This window comes from Solwaraspora sp. WMMD1047, from assembly GCF_029626155.1.
Classification (GTDB): Bacteria; Actinomycetota; Actinomycetes; order Mycobacteriales; family Micromonosporaceae; genus WMMD1047.
The window spans coordinates 7,998,620-8,020,257 of the sequence record NZ_JARUBL010000001.1; the positions used below are offsets into that span (position 1 = coordinate 7,998,620).

A 21,638-nucleotide genomic window follows, 5' to 3' on the forward strand; every position below is an offset into this window, starting at 1 on the left:
GAGTGACGGGCGTCGGCGGTCGGTAAATCCCACCACGCCGAGCCCGTCCTCCCGGGGACGCCTCCGATGCGGCAGGATGCCTGTCATGAGCACGAACACGACGGCAGGCATCGATGGATCGCGACCCGATGACGATGCGCACGAGGGCACCGGCATCGATCACCCTTCCCGGTCCGACGGGTTCGTCCGCGGGCTGAGCGAGGTGATCGGCGGGCCGCTCGGTGAACACGCCGTCGGCTTCGACCGGCCGGCGAACCGTTGGGTCGGCCGGTTCTGGACCGCCACCCGGATCGTGCTCGCGCTCACCTGCCTCACCCTGGCGCTGCACTGGCTGCAGAAGTCGCCCTGCCAGGACGGTGCCTGGCAGAACAACGTGCAGTACACCCGGTTCTGCTACACCGACGTGCTCGCGCTCTACTTCGCCGAAGGGCTCAACGAGGGCAAGGTGCCCTACAAGGATCACCCGGTGGAGTACCCGGTGCTGACCGGCTACTTCATGGGCGCGCTCGGCCTGCCGGTGCACAGCTTCGGCGAGACCCGGCCCGAGGTCAACCAGGCGATGTGGTTCTACAACCTCAACGCCCTGGTGCTCGGGGCGCTCGCGGTGGCCACCGTGGCGACCATCCTCTCGCTGCGCCGCCGCCGGCCCTGGGACGCCGCCCTCTTCGCGCTCTCCCCCGCCCTGCTGGTCACCGCGACCGTCAACTGGGACCTGCTCGCCATCGGGCTGGCCGCGTTCGGGTTCTACGCCTGGGCCAAACGCCGGCCGGCCGCCGCCGGTATCCTGCTCGGCCTGGGCGGCGCGGCCAAGATGTGGCCGCTGTTCATCCTCGGGCCGATCCTGGTCCTGGCGTTGCGGTCCAACCGGCTGAAACAGGCGTTCATCGCGATCGGCACCGCGATCGTCTCCGTGGTGGCGGTGAACCTGCCGGTGGCGATCCCGTACCGGGAGAACTGGGACCGGTTCTTCGAGCTGAACACCGAGCGGGGCGTGGACTGGGGCACCCTCTGGTACATCGGGCGCTACCTGGACTCGAAGTGGAACACCGGCGCCCCGGGGGACCAGGGTCCCTTCCAGTGGCTCAGCAACAACATCCACACCCTCAACTACCTGTCGTACGCGCTGTTCTTCGTCGCCTGCCTGGCGATCGCCGGACTCGCCCTGCGGGCCGAACGCCGTCCCCGGCTGGCGCAGCTCGCGTTCCTGGTGGTGGCCGCCTTCCTGATCTTCAGCAAGGTCTGGTCGCAGCAGTTCGTGCTCTGGCTGCTGCCGCTGCTGGTGCTGGCCCGGCCGCGCTGGGGCGCCTTCCTGGCCTGGCAGTTCGCCGAGATAGGCTACTTCCTCGCGTTCTACGGCGAGCTGCTCGGGGCGGGCGGCAACCAGGTCATCCCGGAAGGGGTCTTCGTGCTCGCCGCGACCCTCCGGCTGACCACGGTGGCGGTGCTCTGCGGCCTGGTCGTCCGCGACATCCTGCACCCGGAGCTGGACCCGGTGCGCGCCACCTACCGCGACGACCCGGACGGCGGCGTCTTCGACGGTGCGCCGGACGCGCCGTGGTTCGTCCGCTGGCGACGCGGCGGCGGCGAGGACCGGTCGACCGACGGGGAGCCGGTGGCCGTCGGTGTCTCGCCGTCGCCGTCGGATCCGTCGTCCCCGCCGGCCGGTGCCCCGGCGGCCGGCTGATCAGAGCCGGAAGACGACCGTCTCGCCGACGTCCTCCCGTTCGATGCCGAGTTCGTCGACCGGGAGATCGACGACGGTCTGCCACGGCGTGCCGTCGACCCGGTCCCGCAGCAGCACCACGGTCCGCACCCCGCGTTCCCGGAGGAACTGGACGCTGGCCGGGTCGGGGAAGGTGGCGGCGACCTCGCGGATCTCGGCGAGGCTCGCCGGGGTGAAGCCGCTGCCGCCGTTGACCAGGTCCTGGAACCGGGTGGTGGACCAGAGCATGGCGTTCTGGTCGGTGTTCTGGTCCGACGGCAGCACCAGGATCGGCCCCGGTTCGGTGCGCATCGCGGCCGGCTGGCTGGGCACGATCGGATGCGGCGTGGTGTTCAGCCCCTCGGCCAGGACCAGCGCCAGTGGTAGCAGGGTGGCCAGCCGCAGCCAGGGGCCGGGCCGCGGGGGCACCCGTTCGGCGGCGGAGATCTCCCGGGCCCGCCGGGCGAACGCGCTCACCGAGCCGGCGGCGAGAATGCCCAGCAGCAGCGTGGTCCAGATCATCAGCCGGCCCGGCGTCCGCAGGCCGTCCCAGCCGGGCAGGTGCTCGAAGAGCGGCGCATAGGTGTAGGTGCCGCCGAAGAACCGGGTCCCCATCGCCAGGATGCCGCTGACCAGCACCCCGGCGAGCAGCAGCAGCCGCTGCCGCACCGACCAGATGGAGAAGAAGAGGCCGGCCAGGGCGAGACCGTAGAGCACGAAGCCCGGCAACAGGGTCATCTCCGGGTGCCACGGCAGCCCGTCCCGGACCCCCGCGTGCAGCCCTCCCCAGAGCAGTGACTCGGCCGGCGCGGTGACGAAGCCGGTCGGCGGCGGCGAGTACGCCTGGATGATGTTTAGGTCCCGGGTGGCGTTCGGGTGCAGGTCGGCGACCTTGAAATACGGCAGGGCGAGCAGGATGCCGGTGGCGGCGAAGACCAGGCCACCCCAGATGTCAGCGGTCAGCAGCGGCCAACCGAACGGCCGGCGCGGCCGCCGCAGCGCCCGGCGCACCAGCCAGGTCAGCACCGAGACGACCACGATCAGCGCCAACACGTACCCGAAGACCAGCCCGATGCCGAAGCCGAGGCTGACCTGCCAGGCCGCCACCAGCCAGCCGCCGAAGACCCAGGCCGGGCGGGCCGGGCGCGGGTGGGCACCGGGTCGCATCGACCAGCCGTGGCCCCGGGCGAGCATCGCCAGCGCCAGCGGAATCCCACCGTTGGAGATGATGTGCAGGTGGCCGGCCTGGGCGAGCAGCCAGGGGGCGTAGGCGTAGCTCACCGCGGCCACCGCCGCACCGATCCGGCCCGCGCCCAGCTGGCGCACCAGCGCGTACGCGCCGAGGCTGGCGAGCGCGTGCGCCAGGACGAAGACGATGTTGTAGCGGAGTACGGCGGCGGTCGGCCCGGAGCCGATCATCCCGAACGGCGCGTAGCCGAGCAGGGTGTCGGAGAACGCGAAGCTCCACGACTCCGGGTAGAAGGTGTTGGAGTGCCAGAGCTGCGCCGGGTTGGTCAGCAGGATGTGCCCGGACCAGGCCATCTGCCAGGACTGCAGGGTGGGGTCCCAGATGTCCTGCGGGATGGTGTGCAGCGGGTAGCGCAGCGTCGGCCAGGTCATCACCACGGCCAGCAGCAGGCTGGCGATGGTGGCCAGGCTCCATTCGTGGGTCAGCCGGCGGCCGATCCAGCTGCGCACCACCTCGAACCGGGTCGGGATGTGCTCCGGTGCCGGCCCGAACGAGGTCCACGGGTCGACCGGCGACGCGGCCACCGGCAGCGCCGGATCGTCCACCACCGTCACGGGCTGCGCGGATTCGCCGGCGGTAGCCGGTGCCGGCTTGTCGGCCGCGGTCGCCGGTGGGTTGTCGACGGCGGTCGCGGTGGCGGCGCTGGCGGACGGGGAGTCGACCGCCGGCATGTCGACGGCGGTGGCGTCGGGCTCTGCGCTGGTGCTCGCGTCGGCGTTGGGCCGGTCGCCAGCAGGCCCGGTGCTGGTGGTGGGCGCATCGGGCTGCGTGGTGGGCGCGTCGGGGTGCGTGGTGGGCGCGTCGTTGGGCTGCGTGGTGGGTGCGTCGTCAGGGGTCGAGCGTCTGGTCGTCATCGGCGGGTCCTCACCCGGCGAGGCGGTCGCGGAGGTAGGCGATGTCGGCGCCCTGGCCGTCGGCGCCGCCCGGCGTCTCCACCACCACCGGTGCTCCGGCCGCCCGGATCGCCGCCACCACCAGGTCGGGATCGAGTTGGCCGCTGCCGAGGTTCTCGTGCCGGTCCCGGCCCGAGCCGAACTCGTCCTTCGACCCGTTCGCGTGGATCAGGTCGATCCGGCCGGTGATCGCCTTGACCCGGTCGACGATGTCGAGCAGGTCCTCGCCGCCGGCGTGCGCGTGGCAGGTGTCCAGGCAGAACCCGACGTCGTACTCGCCGACCGCGTCCCAGAGCCGGGCCAGGGCGTCGAACCGTCGGGCACACGCATTGTCGCCGCCGGCGGTGTTCTCGATCAGCACGGGCGTGGCCAACCCGCCGGCCTCGGCCGCGTACGCGAAGGTCTTGCGCCAGTTGTCGAAGCCGACCGCCAGGTCGTCACCCTTGTTGACGTGGCCGCCGTGGACGATCAGCCCCTTGGCGCCCACGGTGGCGGCGGCCTTCGCGTGGGCGAGCAGGAGCTTGCGGCTCGGAATCCGGATCCGGTTGTTCGTGGTCGCCACGTTGATCACGTACGGGGCGTGGATGTAGACATCGACGTCGGTGGCCCGCAGCCGGTCGGCGTCGCCGCGGGGTGCGGGCGCCTTCCAGCCCTGCGGATCGGCCAGGAAGAATTGGACGGTTTCCGCCTTCCGCGCGGCTGCCTCGCCCAGCGGGTCCGCGGAATCGACGTGGGCTCCGATACGCATGAGGGCGAGCCTACGTCGCGGGTGTGTCTGTTCCGGCGACACATCGCCCGTCACTCTGAAGCGACTGTGTCGTTACCTGAGGTGACACCCGGTCTGGCCTGGCACTTCTGTCGGGCGGTCCGCTTCACGACCTGGGGGATGACGACGTTGCCGCAGCTGCTCCGACATCGCCGCGCGACGGTGGCCGTCGCCGCCCTCTTCGTCAGCGCTCCGCCGCTGGTGTCGGGTGTCGCGCTGATCGGTCCCGGGGTCGCCGTCGCCGAGCCGGCGACATCGCCGGCGTCGGCGAGCGCGGGGAAGATCGACCTGGTGTTCCGGGGCGACGCGCTGCTCGGGGTGCGCTGTCGGGCGAGCGCCGAGCAGGCCACCTATCCGGTGGCGGTGGGGACCAGCCTGCGGGTGGTCAACCGGACGGGACGCCGGTCGGTGCTGCTGCTCGACGGGGTGGCCCGGGGCGAGCTGGCGGCCGGCTCGGGGGCGCAGCTCGTCGTACACCAGGGTCCGGTCGTCGTCACCCTCCGGCCGATCTGCGCCTTCGCCACCGAGGCGACGGCCCGGGTGGAGGTGGCGGCCCCCGAGGTGCCCGTCGGCGATGCCGATGCGCTGGCACCCTCCGCCGTGCGGCCCGGCGCGGCGGAGGGGTACCTCCCGGGTCCCGGCTGGCGAGAACGGCCGGCGGTCGAGCTGAGCGGTGTCGAGCCGCTCCGGGACCGGGGGCCGACCGGGCTGTTGGCGCTGGTGGCCGCCGTCTGCGTGGTCGGCGTGTCAGCAGGGGCAATTAGGGCAATTATCGCCCAACGTTCAACCCGAACTGTTGTAGCGTAAGATACAAAACACCATTAAGCTCCGCGAGGCGCATCTTATCCAACCTCATCGGTGTGGTCGTTCCTCCCCAGGTCCCACCCAAAGAATGCGGATAGGGCGCCTCGCGGCCCAACTGTTGAGGGCTCCCGCTGTCGCGGCACCGGACAGCGGGAGCCCTCGACCAGCGGGGCGGCCGGCCAGTCCCGGGGGACCCCGCGCCGGTCCCGGTGGCGCGCCGCCCCGGGGGTCCGGGTAACCTGGTCAGGTTGTCCGCGTCCGCTCGTGGGACCGCCACGGCCGGACCGGCACGACGACGCACGACCTCCTGTCACGGAAGGACCGTGACCGCCTAGCCCATAGGAGGTGAGCACGTCTTGCGTCATTACGAAATCATGGTCATCCTCGATCCAAGTCTCGAGGAGCGCACCGTCGCCCCGTCGCTCGACACGTACCTGAACGTGATTCGGACCGCGGGCGGCTCGGTGGAGAAGCTCGACGTGTGGGGCCGCCGGCGCCTCTCGTTCGAGATCAACAAGAAGGCCGAGGGCATCTACGCCGTCATCGACCTGCAGGCATCCCCTGCGGCGGTGGCCGAGCTGGATCGGCAGCTCCGACTCAACGAGTCCGTGCTGCGTACCAAGGTCATCCGGCCGGAGACGCGCTGACGCGTTCCCCGGCACGCCCGGATCAGCCTCATCGTCCCTGTCGTACGGCTCTGGCAGCCTTACCGCAGGCACTGATGAGCGCGCGAGGAGATGGTCATGGCAGGAGACACCACCATCACGGTCATCGGCAACCTGACCGATGACCCCGAGTTGCGGTTCACCCCGTCCGGTGCCGCCGTTGCCAAGTTCCGGGTCGCCTCGACGCCCCGGTTCATGGACCGGGCGTCCGGAGAGTGGAAGGACGGCGAGCCGCTGTTCCTTTCCTGCACCGTCTGGCGGCAGGCGGCCGAACACGTCGCCGAGTCGCTGCAGCGGGGCGCCCGCGTGATCGTCTCGGGCCGGCTCAAGCAGCGGTCGTACGAGACCCGCGAGGGTGAGAAGCGCACCGTCATCGAGCTGGAGGTCGACGAGATCGGCCCGTCGCTGCGGTATGCCACGGCGAAGGTGCAGAAGATGTCGCGGTCCGGCGGCGGCGGTGGCGGCTTCGGCGCCTCCGGTGGTGGCGGCGGTGGCCAGGGTGGCGGAGGAAACTTCGACGACCCCTGGGCCACGGCGGCCCCGGCTTCCTCGGGCGCCCGATCGGGCGGCGGCGGAAACTTCGACGACGAGCCCCCGTTCTGATGCGGGCGAGCACCCGCGATCGCAAACCAGGAGCAAGAGCAATGGCAAAGGCTGCGGCACTGCGCAAGCCGAAGAAGAAGGTGAACCCGCTCGACAAGGACGGGATCACCTATATCGACTACAAGGACACCGCGCTGCTGCGCAAGTTCATCTCCGACCGCGGCAAGATCCGCGCTCGGCGGGTGACCGGGGTCACCTCCCAGCAGCAGCGCCAGATCGCCCGTGCGGTCAAGAACGCCCGTGAAATGGCGCTCCTGCCCTACACGGCGACGGCCCGCTGAGAGGGGGCGCCGACATGAAGATCATCCTTACCCAGGAGGTGTCGGGCCTCGGCTCGCCCGGCGACATCGTCGAGGTGAAGGACGGCTACGGCCGTAACTACCTGCTCCCGCAGGGCTTCGCCATCGGCTGGACCAAGGGCGCGGAGAAGCAGGTCACGGTCATCAAGCGGGCTCGTTCCGCGCGGGAGATCCGGGATCTCGGACACGCGACCGAGGTCAAGAACCAGCTCGAGGGCCTCAAGGTCACCCTGACCGCACGCGCCGGCGACGGCGGGCGGCTCTTCGGATCGGTCACCCCGTCCGAGGTCGTCAACGCGGTCAAGGCGGCCGGTGGGCCGGTCCTCGACCGGCGCCGGCTGGAGCTGCCCGGGCACATCAAGTCGGTCGGCTCCTACCCGGTGCGGGTCAAGCTGCACCCGGAGGTCACCGCCCGGTTCGACCTGAACGTGAACAAGTCGAAGTAACACAGCACAACCACACGGTGCGGCGACACCCACGGGTGTCGCCGCACCGCTTTTGCGCGTGCCGCAGGCTTGCTGCCGGCGACGGATCGCTCAGCCGAGCGCCTGTCCGCTGACCACGCTCACCAGGACGGTCGACAGGCCGCCACCGACAACCGCGGCGGCCAGCCCGACGCTGCCGGTCTTCCAGGTCGGGCTGGCCCACCGCAGCAGCACGGCGGTGACCAGGCTGACCATCATCGCCAACCCGAACCGGGGAGCGGCGCCGAGCATCGACGCCATCGCCTTCGCCCGCGCCGAGTCGCAACCGCCGCCGGTCACATCGGTGACGCAGCCGGCCGGGGCGCTCCCGTCCAGGGTGAGCAGCCAGACGAAGAAAACCAACACTGGTACGGCGTACCAGGCCGCGGCGTAGAGCACGGCGGTGAGCGGGCTGCCCGGATCGGCATCGAGCAGGTCGTCCTCGATCCGGGCCGTACTCCGGCGACGCAGGGAGACCGAGTCCAGACCGCTTCGCGACGCGTACCCGGTCTGGCTCTGGTAGCCGGTCTGCGTCTGGTAGCCGGTCCGGGCCTGGTAGCCGGTGCTGGACCGGTAGCTGGTGCTCGACCCGTACGTCGGTCGGGTTTCGTAGCCGGTCCGGCCGGTCCGGGTCGGAGTGGCCACCCGGCCCTCGGTCTGCGCCGGCGCGGTGGGCCGATCCCGCGGCGGACTCGAGTACGCGACCGCGGGCGAGCGGGGCGCGGTCTCCGGGGTGTTCACCCAGCGGGGGTCGTCGCCGGCCAGCCGGGTGCCGGACCAGAAGGTCTCGCCACTGTCGTGCCAGGGCCGACCGTCGCCGTCGCCGCCGTCGCCGTCGCGCTCCAGCAGCCCGCGACTCCACTCGGTGGTGTCGGTGAAGCGGTCCCACTGCCCGGTGTCGGTGAACCGGTCCCACTGGCCGGTGTCGGCGAGGCCGTCCCACTGGCCGGTCTCGGTGGACCTGCCCCAACCCTCGTCGTCGCTGCTCGGCCGCTGCCACCCCGCAGCGCCGCTGGTGGGCGGGGACCAACCGGCCGTGCCAACCCCGGACTCGGCCCGCCGCACGTCCGGATCCGCCGTGAAGCCGGTCCGCCGGACTCCGTCCCCGCTGGACCAGCCGCTGCGATCAGGCTCGCCCGCTGCGCGGCTGCCGCGATCGAGGTCACCTCCAGCTCGGCCGCGCCGGTCGACGTCGCCGGCCGCCCGGCTCCGGGGGTCCGAGTCGCCGGCAGACCGGCGCCGGTCCGAGTCAGTGGCTGACCGGCGCCGGTCCGCGTCGCCGGTCGGCCTGGTCCGGCGTTCGCCGTCGGCCCGGGACCGCCGGCCGCCACGGTCGCCGTCGCCCCGGGTCCGTCGAATGCCATCGGCAGCCGCCCGACCACGCCGGCCGCCGTCGCCCTTGTCCCGCCGGGCCGGATCGGGCGATCGGTACAGTCGATCGTCGGCGGTCGCCCGCTCCCATTCGGTGGTGTCGGCGGACCGACCCCATCCCGCGGCCTCGATGAATCTGCCCCGTCGGTCGCCGGTACCCCCTTCGGTCGGCCCGGCTTCGTCCTCCGGCTCCGCCCGGCGTGCCGATCGACCGGCTCCGGTCTCGACCTCCTCCGCCGCCGGGTCGCGCCGCCGACCGTAGACGGTTGCCCGCGGCGCAACGGGCACGCTCGCCGCGCCCCGGGCCGGCGCCATTTCGACCGACTCGTTCGGCTGGTCGGTGTCGGCGCCGCCGCGCCGCCGGTGGCCGGGCTCGGCGACGATGTCGCGTCGCTGGTCGGTGTCGGCGCTCCTGCGCCACCGCTGGTCGTCGGTGCCCGGCCGGTCCCAGCGGCGGACGGGGGCGGCCGGCTCCTCGGCCTGGTCTGCCGCAACCTTGGTACGTCGGTCCCAGCGGCCGACTCCGGTGCGCTCCACCTGAGCGTCGTCAGCAGCGCGTCGGCGCCCCGGCTCGGCAGTACGCCATGGATCGGTGGGTCGCGACTCGGCGGTGGGTCGCGGCCCGGTGCGGCGGCGTGGCTCGACCCAGCGTTCGAGCTCGACACCCCGATCTTCGGGTTCGACACTCCCGGCTGCGTCGCCTGCGGACCAGGGGGTCGTCCGCGCCGCTGGGGCGTCGGCGCGGGAACCGGACTCGATGGCGCGGCGGCCGGACTCGATGGCGCGCGGGCCGGACTCGATGGCGCGGGGGCCGGACTCGATGGCGCGGGGGCCGGACTCGATGGCGCGGCGGCGACGCGGTGCCGGGTCGGCGTCGTCGTCGGCGCGGCGGCGACCCACCCGGGGCGGCTCGTCCGACAGGGAATCCCGCAGCCCTAACAGGTCACCGCTGGTGTCCCGGACCGACCGGAGGGCTCGCGGCGCCGTCGAAGGGCTGTTGGACGGTTCGGTGCGCTGCTCCCAAGGGGTGGTCGACCCGGTGCTGTCCCACCGGCTCGGATAGCCGGTGCCGCCCGACTGGTACGACCGCCCGCTCTCCGCGCCGGACGGGTCGCCCCGGTGCCGGCCGCCGCGTGGTGCGGGTGCCGCCTCCGGCTCCAGTGCCCAGGCCGGGGTGTAGCGGTCGGCGTCGTCGTAGCTCGCGCCGCGCCGCCGGCTCGGGGTCGAATAGCTTTCCGGACTGGGCGCGTACGGCCCACCCGGTTGCAGTCCGTCATCGTGCAGAAGCTCGGTGATGCTGTCGGTCGGCGGCTCGGGGTCTTCGTTCCAGGCGTCAGTGGGGTACCGCTCGCGCGGGGCGCGATCCTTCGGCCCCCAGTCCCGGTAGTCCACGGCCGGAGCGTGACCCTTCTGCGATCCGAGTGCGACAAGCCGTTCAGGCAGATCCGTAGGTGCCCATGATACGACGTGAGCAGGAACAATTCTCCTGAGGTTTTCGCCCTCCACAGGATGGGGAGCAAGTCCGCCCTAGTCAGGCCCGGTCCAGCCTACCTTCCCCAATCGTTGTCCACAGCCTGTGCACAGGCCGGCGCACATCCAGGCCGGCACTGTCCACAGGTTGTCCCGAGGCTCGTCCACCTCCGCGGTTGAGCGATCGGCGCGCCGGTCCGTATGGTTACGGCTCGGCCCGCCTGGCCAGCCACGACGCCCCCGGTCGAGGTCGGCCCGGTGCGATGGCGGCGAGATTGTCGTACCCCTGCGGTCGGCTGTACGGGGGACGGACGCGGCGGAGGGGGATCCGGTGTCGATCACCGACGATGTGCGGGCGCCCGCGTCGGCGGACGGCGGCGACGGGCCGGGCCGGCGGGACGGTCAGTTCGACAAGACTCCGCCACAGGACATCGCGGCGGAGCAGTGCGTACTCGGTGGCATGCTGCTCTCCAAGGACGCCATCGCCGACGTGGTGGAGATCCTCAAGCCGGGTGACTTCTACCGACCGGTGCACGCCACCATCTTCGACGCGGTGCTCGACCTCTACGGACGCGGTGAGCCGGCCGACCCGATCACGGTGGCCGCCGCGCTGGCCGACTCGGGTGACCTGGGTCGGATCGGCGGCGCCCCCTACCTGCACACGCTCATCGCGAGCGTGCCGACGGCGGCGAACGCGGCGTACTACGCCCGGATCGTCGGCGAGCGGGCGGTGCTGCGCCGGCTGGTCGAGGCGGGCACCCGGATCGTGCAGCTCGGTTACGGCTCGGCCGCCGGTGGCGGTCGCGACGTGGACGATGTCGTCGACCTGGCCCAGCAGGCGGTCTACGACGTCACCGAGCGGCGGGTGAGCGAAGACTTCGCGGTGCTGGCCGACATGCTGCAACCGACCCTCGACGAGATCGAGGCGGTCGGGGCACAGGGCGGCGTGATGACCGGCGTGCCGACCGGCTTCACCGACCTGGACCGCCTGCTCAATGGCCTGCACGGCGGGCAGCTCATCATCGTGGCAGGTAGGCCGGGTTTGGGCAAATCAACCGCTTCTATGGATTTTGCTAGAAATGCCGCAATTCGACACAATCACGCGTCGGCGATCTTCTCGCTTGAAATGAGCAAGGTGGAGATCGTCATGCGACTGCTCTCGGCCGAGGCGCGGGTGCCCCTGCATGTGCTGCGCAGCGGGCAGCTCTCCGACGACGACTGGACCAAGCTGGCCCGCTGCATGGGCGAGATCAGCGAGGCGCCACTCTTCGTCGACGACACGCCGAACATGAACCTGATGGAGATCCGGGCCAAGGCCCGCCGGCTCAAACAGCGACACGACCTCAAGATGATCGTCGTCGACTACCTCCAGCTGATGAGCTCACCGAAGCGCACCGAGAGCCGGCAGCAGGAGGTCGCCGAGCTCTCCCGGGGTCTCAAGCTGCTGGCCAAGGAGGTCGAGTGCCCGGTGATCGCGGTCAGCCAACTGAACCGTGGCCCGGAGCAACGCACTGACAAGCGTCCTCAACTGTCCGATTTGCGCGAATCGGGTTGTCTGACGGCTGAAACCAGGCTGATCCGCGCAGACACCAATGCGGAGGTCACCCTCGGCGAACTGCTCGCATCCGGCGAGACGGGGATCCCCGTATGGTCACTCGATGAGCGACTGAAGTACACCCCGCGAACGATGACTCACGCGTTCCCAAGCGGGCGCAAGGAAGTCTTCCTCCTTCGCCTAGCGTCTGGCAAGGAGATCCGGGCGACCGGAAACCACCCGTTCCTGATGTTCGACGGCTGGCACCCCCTTTCAGAACTTGCTCCAGGTGCCCGGATAGGTACGCCTCGTCACATCCCGGCGCCCACCGGGCCTGCGGAACCGTGGCCGGAACCCCACGTTGTCATGCTGGCGCACCTGCTGGGCGATGGATCCTTCGTGCGAAGGCAGCCGATCCGTTACGCGAGCGTTGACGAGGAGAATCTTCGTGTCGTTACCGACGCGGCCCGCTGTTTTGGGATCACCGCTGTGCGGGACGACTGTCCCGCTGCCCGTGTCACCACCCTGCGGCTTCCAGCCCCGTACCGGCTAGCCCGAGGTCGACGTAATCCGATCGCCGAGTGGCTGGATGGATTGAACCTGTTTGGGCTCCGTTCACACGAGAAGTTCGTCCCGCGAGAAGTCTTCGCTCTTCCGAAGTACCAGGTCACAACCTTCCTGAGACACCTTTGGGCCACAGACGGCTCGATCCATGTGAACAAGACCGCGCGCGGCGGCCGGATCTACTACTCGTCGACGAGCCGCCGGCTGGTTGATGATCTGTCGCGGTTGCTGCTCCGGTTCGGCATCAACGGCCGCATCAAGACCCACCAACCAGCCAACTATCGCCCGCAGTACACGCTCGATGTCTCCGGACGCGACGATCAACTCAGGTTCTTACGGGAGATAGGTGTGCACGGCGCACGAGCCGTTGCTTGTGATCGACTTCAAGCTGCGCTCGCCCACGTCCCGAGTAACGCCAACGTCGACACGGTGCCTCGGGAGGTGTGGACCCGGGTTCGAGCCGCTCTCACAGATCAGGGTGTTACTCACCGCGACTTCGCGAAGGCGATGGGCACCAAGTTCTGTGGCAGCACCTTGTGGCGGCATGCACCGAGTCGACACCGACTCGCGCGGGTCGCAGCGGTGTTGGACGCGGCGGACCTGGAGTTGCAGGCGACCAACGACATCTTCTGGGACGAAGTCGTCACCATCGAGTCGTTGGGGGAGCAGGAGGTCTACGACGCGACCGTTCTTGGACTGCACAACTTCATCGCCAACGGCATCGCTGTCCACAACAGCATTGAGCAGGACGCCGACGTTGTGATCCTTCTGCACCGGGATGACTACTATGACAAGGAGTCGCCGCGGGCGGGCGAGGCCGACTTCATCGTGGCCAAGCACCGGAACGGGCCGACCGACACGGTGACCGTCGCCGCCCAACTGCACCTGTCCCGCTTCGTCGACATGGCCATCGTCTGACACACGAACGGCCCGGGACCGGTACCCGGGGCGTACCCCGGCCGGTCCCGGACCACGACGGTCAGCTCAGCCGAACAACTCGCCGAGGAAGCCGCCCTTGTGCCGCTTGTTCCGGTAGTGGCCGTGGTAGCCGCCCTTGTTCCGGTAGTGGCCGTGGTAACCCTGGCGCCCGTAGGCGGGGGCCGGCGGATAGCCGTGGGCGACCGGCTGCGGCGGCGGCGGTGCGGCGTAGCCGGGGTGGTGCTGTCCGGGCGGCGGCGGGGGCGGCGGGGCGTAGCCGGGGGCCGCGGCCGGCGGAGGCGGTGGCGGCGTGGCCTGGCGCTGGCCCTGCTGCTGGTTCCAGTTGGCCTCCGCGTCGAAGAGCTTCTCCAACTCGCCGCGGTCGAGGAAGATTCCGCGACATTCCGTGCACTGATCGACGGTGACGCCGCTGCGCTCGTACTGACGCATCTCGCCGCGGCACTTCGGACAGGTCATCTGCATCACTCGACGGTACCTTCCCATTTCACCCCGTGCCCCCCAGCGTGGCCGTCACCTCCTCGTCGGACACCTCGTGGAAGTCGACGTAGAACCGGCTCACCGCGCCGAACTCCGCCGGCACCAGTGGACAGACCACCTGGTCGGCCTCCTGCGCGAGCGCCCGGTACGCCTCGGGCGCGCCGACCGGAACCGCGAGCACCACCCGGGTCGCGCCGAGCCGGCGGGCCACCGTGACGGCCGCCCGCGCGGTCGCGCCGGTGGCCAGCCCGTCATCGACGGTGACGGCGGTCCGTCCTTCGAGTCGCAGCGGTGGGCGCCCGGTCCGGTACCGGCGTTCCCGCCGGTCCAGCTCGGCGATCTCGGCCTGGACGACGACCTCCACCTGCGCCGGGTCGATCCGGTCGGCGATCTCTTCGTTGAGGACGCGTACCCCGCCCGGGCCGACAGCCCCGAACGCGACCTCGGGCGCCTGCGGAACCCCGAGCTTGCGTACGACCAGAGCGTCGAGCGGCGCGCCGAGCCGGTCCGCGACGGCGGCGGCCACCGGGACCCCGCCCCGGACCAGGCCCAGCACGATGACGTCGGGTCGCTCGGCCAGGTCGGCGAGCTCGTCGGCGAGCACCGCGCCGGCCTCCGCCCGGTCCCGGTAGATGGTCTCCATCCCTCAGGTCTACGCCCTCAACCGCCCGCCCGCTCGGCAGACGGTGCAGAAAGTAATAAGGCAGGAAGCCCGGTGGTGCAGGGAGGCGGCCGCTGGAGAACGGAGACGGTTGGGCCGCCCGCCGAGCCTGCTCCGCCCGCCAGCTGAGCCCGCGAGGAGTCACCACGTGTCAGCGGAACCCCCCGCCGCGCCGGCGGAGCGGCGGCGTGCCGTCGTCGTAGAACGGCAGCGGTCAGAGCGCGGCGGCGACGGACCAGCCGAGGGCTGCGGCGCCGATGCCGAGCCCCAGGGTGAGCAGGACGTTGAGCAGCGCCGGGCCGAGGGCGGGGCGGCCGGGTGCGGAGCCGCCCCCGGTGGCGAGCTGGACGGTTTCGTAGCTGAAGGTGGAGTAGGTGGTAAGCGCGCCGCAGAAGCCGGTGCCCGCGAGGGCGCCGAGCCAGTCGGGCAGCGATCCGCCGGCCGCCGCCCCGGTGCCGATCCCGGCGAGCAGGCCGAGCAGGAGAGAACCGGCCACGTTGACGGCGAGGGTGCCCCACGGCATGATCCCGCGCCGGCGGATGGTGATGAACCGGTCGACCAGGAACCGGCAGACCGCCCCCAGGGCGCCGCCGGCCAGCACCAGCAGGAGCGTCATGACCCGGTCACCCGATTCACCAGCCAGTGGCCGAGCAGCACCGCGCCGAGCGCTCCGACGAGCGTGCCGACCACGTAGCCGGCGGCGAGCCCCGGCTGACCGGCGCCGAGCAGGGCGCGGGTCTCCACCGCGTACGTGGAGAAGGTGGTGAACCCGCCGAGCAGCCCGGTCCCGGCGAACGGGCGGATCAGGTGGTGCGGCGCCGAGTGGCGGGTGATGATCCGCAGCAGCGCACCGAGCAGGAGACAACCGATCAGGTTTGTGACAAGCGTCGCCCAGGGCAGGCCGCCGGTCGGGGTCGGCCAGGCCACCGTTAGGCCGTAGCGGGCGGCCGAGCCGAGCGCGCCGCCAGCCGCGATCACCGCGAGGACCCGCCAGCCGGCCACCGCGACCGGGGTCGGGTCCGCCTGCCCGGCCATGGTCATCCCACGAAAGCCGTGGTCGTGGCGCGGCGGCAGTGGCCATCGGGTGGCAGCCGTGGTCGTGGCGGGGGCGCTGTGGTCATCGCGCCGGCTGGCCCGGGGCTACGGCATGCCCCTCGCCAGGGGTCCGGCCGTCCGGTCGGGCGGCTGGTTCGGCGGCGGTACCGGTGGCGGGTTCGGTGGCGAGTCGCAACGCCGGCACCCAGGCCAGCAGGGCGGCCGGGTACAGCAGGTAGCCGAACCGGGTGGCGGGCATCAGCAGGATCGCCGCGAGTAGGCCGTACCCGCAGAAGAGGGCGACCGACGCGGCCGTGCGCGGCGGGCGGCGGGCGAGTCCGACGGCGATCGCGATTGCCGTGCCGACCAGCAACGCGGCGGCGATCGCCCGGCCGCCCGGCAGGTTCGAGGCGATCAGGTAGCCGGGGAACGGCGACTGGGCCGGGCTGGTGACGATGCCCTGGCCGAGCGGGAACTTCACGACGTTCTCCACCAGGGCGGCCGGGTCGACAAGCAGCGCCGGCAGCAGCGCGGCGGCCGGCAGGCCGAGCGCTCCGGCGGCCAGCAGGCCCAGCGCCCGCCGCCCGGCGGTCGCGGCGTGCACCAGCAGCACCAGGGCGACCGGCCAGGCGAGAAGTTTGAGGGCGGCGGCGACGCCGATGGCGAGGCCGGCGGCGCCGAACCGGCGGCTGGCGGCGAGCGCCAACGCCAACAGGCAGCAGGCCAGCACCGGCAGGTCGTCGCCGCCGGTGGCCAGGGTCAGGGCACAGACCGGGAGTACGGTGGCGAACTGCCCGGCCCGGACCAGCGCGGCGTCCCGCTGCGCGGCTTGGGCCGTCCCGGCGGCCGGGGCGGTCCGGGCGCGGCGCAGGGTGGCGACCGCGAGCAGCAGCGCGGCGGCGGTGGCGAGGGCGAACCAGAGCCGGGCGTCCGTCCACCAGACGTCGCCGGCGGCCGCCCGCGGCAGTCCGAAGAGGGCCATCCCGGGCTGGTACGGGTTGTAGCCCAGCAGCCGTTCGTCGGGCGGGAGCGCGGTGATCGCGTCGAGTCCGAGGTAGGGGGTGCCGTCGTCGAGGAGCCGCCGCCCGGAGTCCTCGATCACCACCACCTCCTCCTGGGCGCGGGCCGGGTGGCCGGCGGCTCGTTGGGTGCTCTGCCACACCAGCGGCAGCAGGGCGGTGCCGGCCCAGGTCAGCGCGACCAGGGCGGTGCGGGCCGGGGTGCCGGCGAGAGGGCTGTCGGGCCGGTGGCGCCGGGCCAGCAGTTGCCCGGTGGCGGCGAGCGCGGCGGCCAGGTAGCCGAACGCGGCCACGGCCCCCCAGGCCCGGTGCGGCAGCAGGGTTGAGGTGGCGGCGGTGGCGGCGGCGAACGCCGCGGCGAGCAGATAGAGCAGCAGGTCCGCGGCGAGGCCGCCGGCCGCCCGGTCGGCCCGGTTCCAGGTCCGCACGGCAACCCGGTTCCACGTTCGTGCGGCGGCCCGGTTCCGGGACCGGGCGGCAGAGATCACGCGGGCAAGTGTGGCAGACGGTCCGAGCGGCGGGCGCCGGATCGCCGGCTGGGCGGCATCCGGACCACCGAGCCGGCGTCGTGCAGCGGTGGGGCCAGCGTGCCGGGTCGCCCGCCGGCGCCCCGGTGCAGGGCGGCCAGCATCCGGGCCGACGGCATCGGCCGGGCGAAGAGGTGGCCCTGGCCGGCGACGCAGCCCAACTCCCAGAGAGCCCGGCGCTGCGGTTCGCTCTCCACGCCCTCGGCGACCACCACCAGGTCCAGGCTGCGACCGAGGTCGACCGTGGAGCGGATGACGGCGGCCGCCTCGTTCGACGACTCCATCGTCATCACGAAGGCGCGGTCGATCTTCAGCTCGTGGACCGGGATCCGGGAGAGCACCGACAGCGAGGAGTAGCCGGTGCCGAAGTCGTCGAGGGCGAGCCGGACGCCGGCGTCCCGGAGCTGGCCGAGGACCTGGTCGACCACTTCGAGCTGGCTGAGGGTGAGCGTTTCGGTCAGTTCGAGGATGAGCCGGTCGGACGGCAGGTCGTGGGCCCGCAGCCGGGCCAGCACCGACCCGGGGAAGCGGGCGTCGAGCAGGCTGCGCGGCGAGACGTTGACCGCGACAGGCAGGTCGAAGCCGGCGTCGCGCCAGGTGCCGGCCGCGATCAGGGACTGGTCGAGGACCGCTTCGGCGAACGCCGGCAGCAGCCCGGAGCGTTCGATCGCCTCCAGGAACCGCAGCGGGTCGATGGTGCCCTGCGCCGGGTGGTGCCAGCGGGCCAGCGCCTCGGCGGCCAGCACCTCCCCGCTGGCCAGGTCGACGATGGGTTGGAAGTTGACGGTGAACTCGTGTTCGGCGACCGCCCGGGGCAGGTCGCCGCCGAGGGTGAGCCGGCCGATGTCGGCGGTGTCCCGGGAGGCGGTGTAGGTGGCGATCCGCCGGCCGCTGCGTTTGGCCTGGTACATCGCGACGTCGGCGCGGCGGAGTAGTTCGGCCATCCCGCCGGTGCCGGGGGCGACCGCGATGCCGCCGCTGGCCTCGACGCTGATCCGCATGCCGTCCAGGTTGATCGGCTCGTGTAGGACGGCGAGCAGGGCGTCGGCGCGGTGGGTGGCGATCGCCGGGGCCGGCAGGCCGGTGAAGAGGATCGCGAACTCGTCGCCGCCGAGCCGGGCGACCAGGTCGTTGCCGCCGGCGCTGGCGCGCAGCCGGTCGGCCACCTCGACCAGGACCCGGTCGCCGGAGGGGTGGCCGAGGGTGTCGTTCACCTCTTTGAAGTGGTTGAGGTCGATGAGCAGCAGGGCGGTGACGCCGTCGGCGTGCCGGCCGGCGAGCAGCTCTGCGCCGCGTTCCATCAGCCGGCGCCGGTTGATCAGGCCGGTCAGCGCGTCGTGCGCGGCGGCGTGCGCGTGCTCCTCGGCGGCCCGGTTCAGCTCCGCGTACGCGGACGCGTTGCGGATCGCCGTACAGAGCGCGGAAGCGAAGGTACGCAGTGTGTACTGCTCCCGTTCGGAGAGCCCGACCGGCCCGTGGAAGCGCAACCGCAGCGTGCCGACCCGACTGCCGTCGTGTCCCACCATCTCGCTTGAGATGACCGATCCGTTGAGGGTGGAGAGCGGACCGTCGGCATCGCCGTCGTAGCTGATCGTCTCGCTGCTGCCGCGTACCACCCGGTGGCCCGCGTGCAACTCCACCTCGACCTCGTCGGCGGAGAGCAGGTCGGCCGCCCGGGTCACAGCGGTGCGTAGCACCTCGGTGAGATCGATGACGTTCAGGGCATCGGTGGTGTGGGCGAGGCGCTGCCAGGCCTGTTGCTCAGCGCGGGCCTGGATCCGGGTCGCGTACGCGAGATGCAGACTGAGCACCAGCGGGGGGACGGCGATGAGAAGGCGGCTGTCGGCCAACAGGATCAGAAGGGTGACCACCGTCACCACGAACCGTACTGCGAATCCGGCCAACCGCAGGTCCCAGTCGTCCCGGAACTGGCGGAGCACCTTGGTCCGGGTGGCCAGCGCGATCACCGGAATGGCGAGGGCCTGGTCGAACAGGGCCGCCACCGCATAGGCCGCGGCCAGCGGCAGGATCATGTGGTGCGGCTCCACCGGCGGCCAGACCCAGTCGGTGGCGTTCAGGGTCATACCGGCGGCCACCGCGACCAGCATGTTCTTGCTGACCGCGAAGACCCCCTTCACCCGTGGTAGTCGAAGGATTCGGACGGCGACCGCCAGGCCAATTCCGGTACAGAGCACCACCCAGGACGTCGGTGCGATGGCGACACCGAGAACGATGGCGGTCTCGGCCCAGGTGGTGGCGTGGGTGGTGGACCGGATCCGGATCGGCGCCGTCACGATGAGGCTGATGGTGATCGTGAAGGTCAGCGCGATGACGGTGGCCACCTCGGCCAACGAGTCGGGAGGGTTGCGGAAGGCGTCCAGCAGGGAGACGACCGCCGCTACGGCGGCGGAAACAGCGACGAGACCGAGGAGCGGCAGTAGCCGCTGATCGGTCCCGTTGTCGTCTCGCTGTGTCTGGTTCACACCGGTTCCTCAGCGCTACCGGGTCCTCGTGCTCAGTAACGGTAGCAATAGGAAGGCCCTGGTGCCCTGGTTGGATCGTTCACATCCAGTCGCTGCCGCGCATGGCGCTCTCCTTCGTCCGGGGTGGCCGTTCGGCGGTTGCCGCCGCCGTTCGGTCACTGACTGTTTCCCCGTGATCAATGAGGGCAGCTTAGTAGCGCTAGAGCGTGATTAGAACCAATAAATGTCGCTATGCTCATTATTCGTCAAGCCCGGGAGTATTCGTTACGGTCTGTCCGGGTATGGGAACTGAGCGCGCTGGGCTTGTTAATCCCAACGACCGTCGTGGCGGAAGGCTGCTGCTTGCGGAGTACCCGGTCGACCGTTGCCTTGATTGCGCTGGTTGGCATTGCGGTGTTACGCGGCCTAGTTGTACCGCCGGTCCCCGTGTCCAGGATGTGCGATGTGACGAAATCCTCGTGGCCTCGTACCGTGGTGTTGCCTGAGTGTCGACGCGGTCGCCGGGTGTTTCCATCGGGTGACCTGGTAAAACTCGCCCCGTGTCTGGGCGGGGACGGTACGTCAACACTGTACGGAAAATTATGGGATTTCGGATAGCGGCGTCAACGTGAAGAATGTGAAGACGACCGACCGGCGGAACCAGAATGACGCAAGTCAATGTATCGCCAAGGTTGCCAGAAAGCTGCCGTACGTTAGCCGGCCGGTGTCTGTTTCGTGGGTATTTGAGCGGATGCCTCGGGTGGGTAACCGGCTCGGTACGCTCGCCGGGTGACCCAGCCCGCAGATATCGACCAGTCCGCAGTTAACGATCCGCCCGCGGAGAGTGATCGGTCGACGCAGTTGACCCACGTGGACTCCGCCGGTGCGGCACGGATGGTGGACGTCTCGGCCAAGGAACCCACCGGGCGGCGGGCGATCGCCGGCGGCACGCTCTGGACCACCGCCGAGGTGATCGACCTGCTGCGCCGCGACGGCCTGCCCAAGGGCGACGCGCTGGCGATCGGCCGGATCGCCGGCATCATGGGCGCCAAACGCACCCCCGACCTGATTCCGCTCTGCCACCCGATCGCGCTGCACGGAGTCACCGTCGACCTGGAGTTGCGGGAGACGACCGTCGACATCACCGTGACCGCGAAGACCGCCGACCGGACCGGGGTGGAGATGGAGGCGTTGACGGCGGTGGCCACCGCCGGACTCGCCCTGATTGACATGGTCAAGGCCGTGGACCCGGCAGCCTCCCTCGAAGGGGTACGCGTGCTGCGCAAGGAAGGCGGCAAGACCGGCGACTGGACCCGCCCGGCGGACCGCGCATGACCACCCCGGCAGGCGCCACCGGCTCGGGCGGCGCTGACGGCTCGCGCGGCGCGGACGACGCCACCAACTCGGAGGGTGCTACCGGCTCCGGCTCCCGCCCCGCCGGCGGCGCAGACGGCACCGGCAAGATTGTCCGGGCGCTGGTGGTGGTCGCCTCCAACCGGGCCGCCGCCGGGGTCTATGCCGACACCAGCGGGCCGCTGCTCGTCGCCGGTCTGCGGGAGCTGGGCTGTGAGCTGCCCGACCCGGTCGTGGTGCCGGACGGCGAGCCGGTCGGTCAGGTGCTCCGGCAGGCCGTCGCCGACGGGGTCGACGTCGTCCTGACCAGCGGCGGGACCGGCATCAGCCCGACCGACCGCACCCCGGACGTGACCGCCGCCCTGCTGGACTACCAGGTACCCGGCATCGCCGAGGCGATCCGCGCACACAGCCGGTCGGCGGTGCCGACCGCCGCGCTGTCCCGGGGGGTAGCCGGGGTGGCCGGCCGCACCCTGGTGGTCAACCTGCCCGGCTCGACCGGCGGCGCCCGGGACGGTCTCGCCGTGCTCGCCCCCATCCTGTCCCACGCCGTAGATCAGATCCGCGGCGGCGACCACTGACGCAAGCACTGCGGACGGGCACGAGGTGAACGCCAGTTACCCTAAAACCGAGTCGTAGGGTAACTGGTGTTCACCTCGTCGCCGGGACGACGGCATTTGCGGCAGTTCCCAGCCCGAGCTTCCCCGCCCAACCCGGCCCGCCCGACCCGGCCGGCGCGTCCGGCCCGGCGCGGCTGGCCGAGTCAGGCTGGCTCTGGCTG

18 protein-coding genes are annotated in these 21,638 nt (G+C 71.4%); 9 read left to right on the plus strand and 9 right to left on the minus strand.

What is annotated here, in order from left to right:
* Window positions 1–76: 76 nt before the first annotated feature.
* Window positions 77–1,684, plus strand: coding sequence for a glycosyltransferase 87 family protein (locus tag O7627_RS36435; protein WP_278097980.1), 1,608 nt, complete (start codon window positions 77–79; stop codon window positions 1,682–1,684).
* On the opposite strand, the gene O7627_RS36440 is transcribed toward O7627_RS36435, so the two are convergent.
* A complete protein-coding gene (locus O7627_RS36440) occupies window positions 1,685–3,805 on the minus strand; it encodes a hypothetical protein (protein WP_278097981.1) in 2,121 nt (706 codons plus the stop codon).
* Between the two features lie 10 nt (window positions 3,806–3,815).
* Window positions 3,816–4,592, minus strand: coding sequence for a deoxyribonuclease IV (locus O7627_RS36445; RefSeq protein ID WP_278097982.1), 777 nt, complete (start codon window positions 4,590–4,592; stop codon window positions 3,816–3,818).
* Between the two features lie 138 nt (window positions 4,593–4,730).
* On the opposite strand from O7627_RS36445, the gene O7627_RS36450 reads away from it, so the two are divergent.
* The 5 genes from O7627_RS36450 (at window position 4,731) to rplI (ending at window position 7,427) form a co-directional block, all read left to right on the plus strand.
* Window positions 4,731–5,417 (plus strand): hypothetical protein, encoded by a 687-nt coding sequence (locus O7627_RS36450; RefSeq protein WP_278097983.1) that lies wholly within the window; start codon window positions 4,731–4,733, stop codon window positions 5,415–5,417.
* Between the two features lie 353 nt (window positions 5,418–5,770).
* A complete protein-coding gene (gene rpsF / locus O7627_RS36455) occupies window positions 5,771–6,061 on the plus strand; it encodes a 30S ribosomal protein S6 (RefSeq protein ID WP_121157770.1) in 291 nt (96 codons plus the stop codon).
* A 96-nt stretch (window positions 6,062–6,157) separates the two neighbouring features.
* On the plus strand, window positions 6,158–6,682 hold the full coding sequence (locus O7627_RS36460; protein WP_278097984.1) for a single-stranded DNA-binding protein: 525 nt from the start codon (window positions 6,158–6,160) through the stop codon (window positions 6,680–6,682).
* 41 nt (window positions 6,683–6,723) lie between these two features.
* Window positions 6,724–6,963, plus strand: a complete 240-nt coding sequence (gene rpsR / locus O7627_RS36465) for a 30S ribosomal protein S18 (protein WP_007073789.1) — start codon at window positions 6,724–6,726, stop codon at window positions 6,961–6,963.
* A 14-nt stretch (window positions 6,964–6,977) separates the two neighbouring features.
* Window positions 6,978–7,427: a 50S ribosomal protein L9 gene (gene rplI / locus O7627_RS36470; protein WP_278097985.1), complete on the plus strand. Its 450-nt coding sequence runs from the start codon at window positions 6,978–6,980 to the stop codon at window positions 7,425–7,427.
* A 90-nt stretch (window positions 7,428–7,517) separates the two neighbouring features.
* Here rplI and O7627_RS36475 read toward each other — a convergent pair whose 3' ends face one another.
* On the minus strand, window positions 7,518–10,208 hold the full coding sequence (locus tag O7627_RS36475) for a hypothetical protein (RefSeq protein ID WP_278097986.1): 2,691 nt from the start codon (window positions 10,206–10,208) through the stop codon (window positions 7,518–7,520).
* A gap of 409 nt (window positions 10,209–10,617) precedes the next feature.
* On the opposite strand from O7627_RS36475, the gene O7627_RS36480 reads away from it, so the two are divergent.
* On the plus strand, window positions 10,618–13,302 hold the full coding sequence (locus O7627_RS36480) for a replicative DNA helicase (protein WP_278097987.1): 2,685 nt from the start codon (window positions 10,618–10,620) through the stop codon (window positions 13,300–13,302).
* Between the two features lie 66 nt (window positions 13,303–13,368).
* Here O7627_RS36480 and O7627_RS36485 read toward each other — a convergent pair whose 3' ends face one another.
* The 6 genes from O7627_RS36485 to O7627_RS36510 all read right to left on the minus strand — a co-directional run bounded on the left by O7627_RS36485 (window position 13,369) and on the right by O7627_RS36510 (window position 19,525).
* Window positions 13,369–13,788, minus strand: coding sequence for a zf-TFIIB domain-containing protein (locus O7627_RS36485; RefSeq protein ID WP_278097988.1), 420 nt, complete (start codon window positions 13,786–13,788; stop codon window positions 13,369–13,371).
* Between the two features lie 19 nt (window positions 13,789–13,807).
* The gene (locus tag O7627_RS36490) at window positions 13,808–14,443 is read right to left on the minus strand and encodes a phosphoribosyltransferase family protein (RefSeq protein WP_278097989.1); all 636 of its coding nucleotides are present in this window, start codon (window positions 14,441–14,443) and stop codon (window positions 13,808–13,810) included.
* A 232-nt stretch (window positions 14,444–14,675) separates the two neighbouring features.
* Window positions 14,676–15,077: a CrcB family protein gene (locus O7627_RS36495; protein ID WP_278097990.1), complete on the minus strand. Its 402-nt coding sequence runs from the start codon at window positions 15,075–15,077 to the stop codon at window positions 14,676–14,678.
* Window positions 15,074–15,496 (minus strand): fluoride efflux transporter CrcB, encoded by a 423-nt coding sequence (gene crcB, locus O7627_RS36500; protein WP_278097991.1) that lies wholly within the window; start codon window positions 15,494–15,496, stop codon window positions 15,074–15,076. Before crcB ends, O7627_RS36495 begins: the two co-directional genes overlap by 4 nt.
* Before the next feature lie 82 nt (window positions 15,497–15,578).
* Window positions 15,579–16,943 carry a glycosyltransferase 87 family protein gene (locus tag O7627_RS36505; protein WP_278098555.1) on the minus strand — a complete coding sequence of 455 codons (1,365 nt, stop codon included), beginning with the start codon at window positions 16,941–16,943 and terminating at the stop codon, window positions 15,579–15,581.
* A gap of 56 nt (window positions 16,944–16,999) precedes the next feature.
* Entirely contained in the window at window positions 17,000–19,525 is a 2,526-nt protein-coding gene (locus tag O7627_RS36510; RefSeq protein WP_278097992.1) for a bifunctional diguanylate cyclase/phosphodiesterase, read from the minus strand.
* A gap of 840 nt (window positions 19,526–20,365) precedes the next feature.
* On the opposite strand from O7627_RS36510, the gene moaC reads away from it, so the two are divergent.
* Both moaC and O7627_RS36520 read left to right on the plus strand, forming a co-directional pair.
* Window positions 20,366–20,839: a cyclic pyranopterin monophosphate synthase MoaC gene (gene moaC, locus O7627_RS36515; protein WP_278098556.1), complete on the plus strand. Its 474-nt coding sequence runs from the start codon at window positions 20,366–20,368 to the stop codon at window positions 20,837–20,839.
* A 128-nt stretch (window positions 20,840–20,967) separates the two neighbouring features.
* Window positions 20,968–21,438, plus strand: coding sequence for a MogA/MoaB family molybdenum cofactor biosynthesis protein (locus tag O7627_RS36520; protein WP_278098557.1), 471 nt, complete (start codon window positions 20,968–20,970; stop codon window positions 21,436–21,438).
* The last annotated feature ends 200 nt before the right edge of the window (window positions 21,439–21,638 follow it).

What these genes read in the sequence shown, in the direction of transcription:
- O7627_RS36445 (WP_278097982.1), bottom strand. Translation starts at nt 4,592, where the DNA reads ATGCGTATCGGAGCCCACGTCGATTCCGCGGACCCGCTGGGCGAGGCA.
- O7627_RS36450 (WP_278097983.1), top strand. Translation starts at nt 4,731, where the DNA reads ATGACGACGTTGCCGCAGCTGCTCCGACATCGCCGCGCGACGGTGGCC.
- O7627_RS36490 (WP_278097989.1), bottom strand. Translation starts at nt 14,443, where the DNA reads ATGGAGACCATCTACCGGGACCGGGCGGAGGCCGGCGCGGTGCTCGCC.
- O7627_RS36460 (WP_278097984.1), top strand. Translation starts at nt 6,158, where the DNA reads ATGGCAGGAGACACCACCATCACGGTCATCGGCAACCTGACCGATGAC.
- crcB (WP_278097991.1), bottom strand. Translation starts at nt 15,496, where the DNA reads ATGGCCGGGCAGGCGGACCCGACCCCGGTCGCGGTGGCCGGCTGGCGG.
- rplI (WP_278097985.1), top strand. Translation starts at nt 6,978, where the DNA reads ATGAAGATCATCCTTACCCAGGAGGTGTCGGGCCTCGGCTCGCCCGGC.
- rpsR (WP_007073789.1), top strand. Translation starts at nt 6,724, where the DNA reads ATGGCAAAGGCTGCGGCACTGCGCAAGCCGAAGAAGAAGGTGAACCCG.
- O7627_RS36440 (WP_278097981.1), bottom strand. Translation starts at nt 3,805, where the DNA reads ATGACGACCAGACGCTCGACCCCTGACGACGCACCCACCACGCAGCCC.
- O7627_RS36435 (WP_278097980.1), top strand. Translation starts at nt 77, where the DNA reads ATGCCTGTCATGAGCACGAACACGACGGCAGGCATCGATGGATCGCGA.
- O7627_RS36495 (WP_278097990.1), bottom strand. Translation starts at nt 15,077, where the DNA reads ATGACGCTCCTGCTGGTGCTGGCCGGCGGCGCCCTGGGGGCGGTCTGC.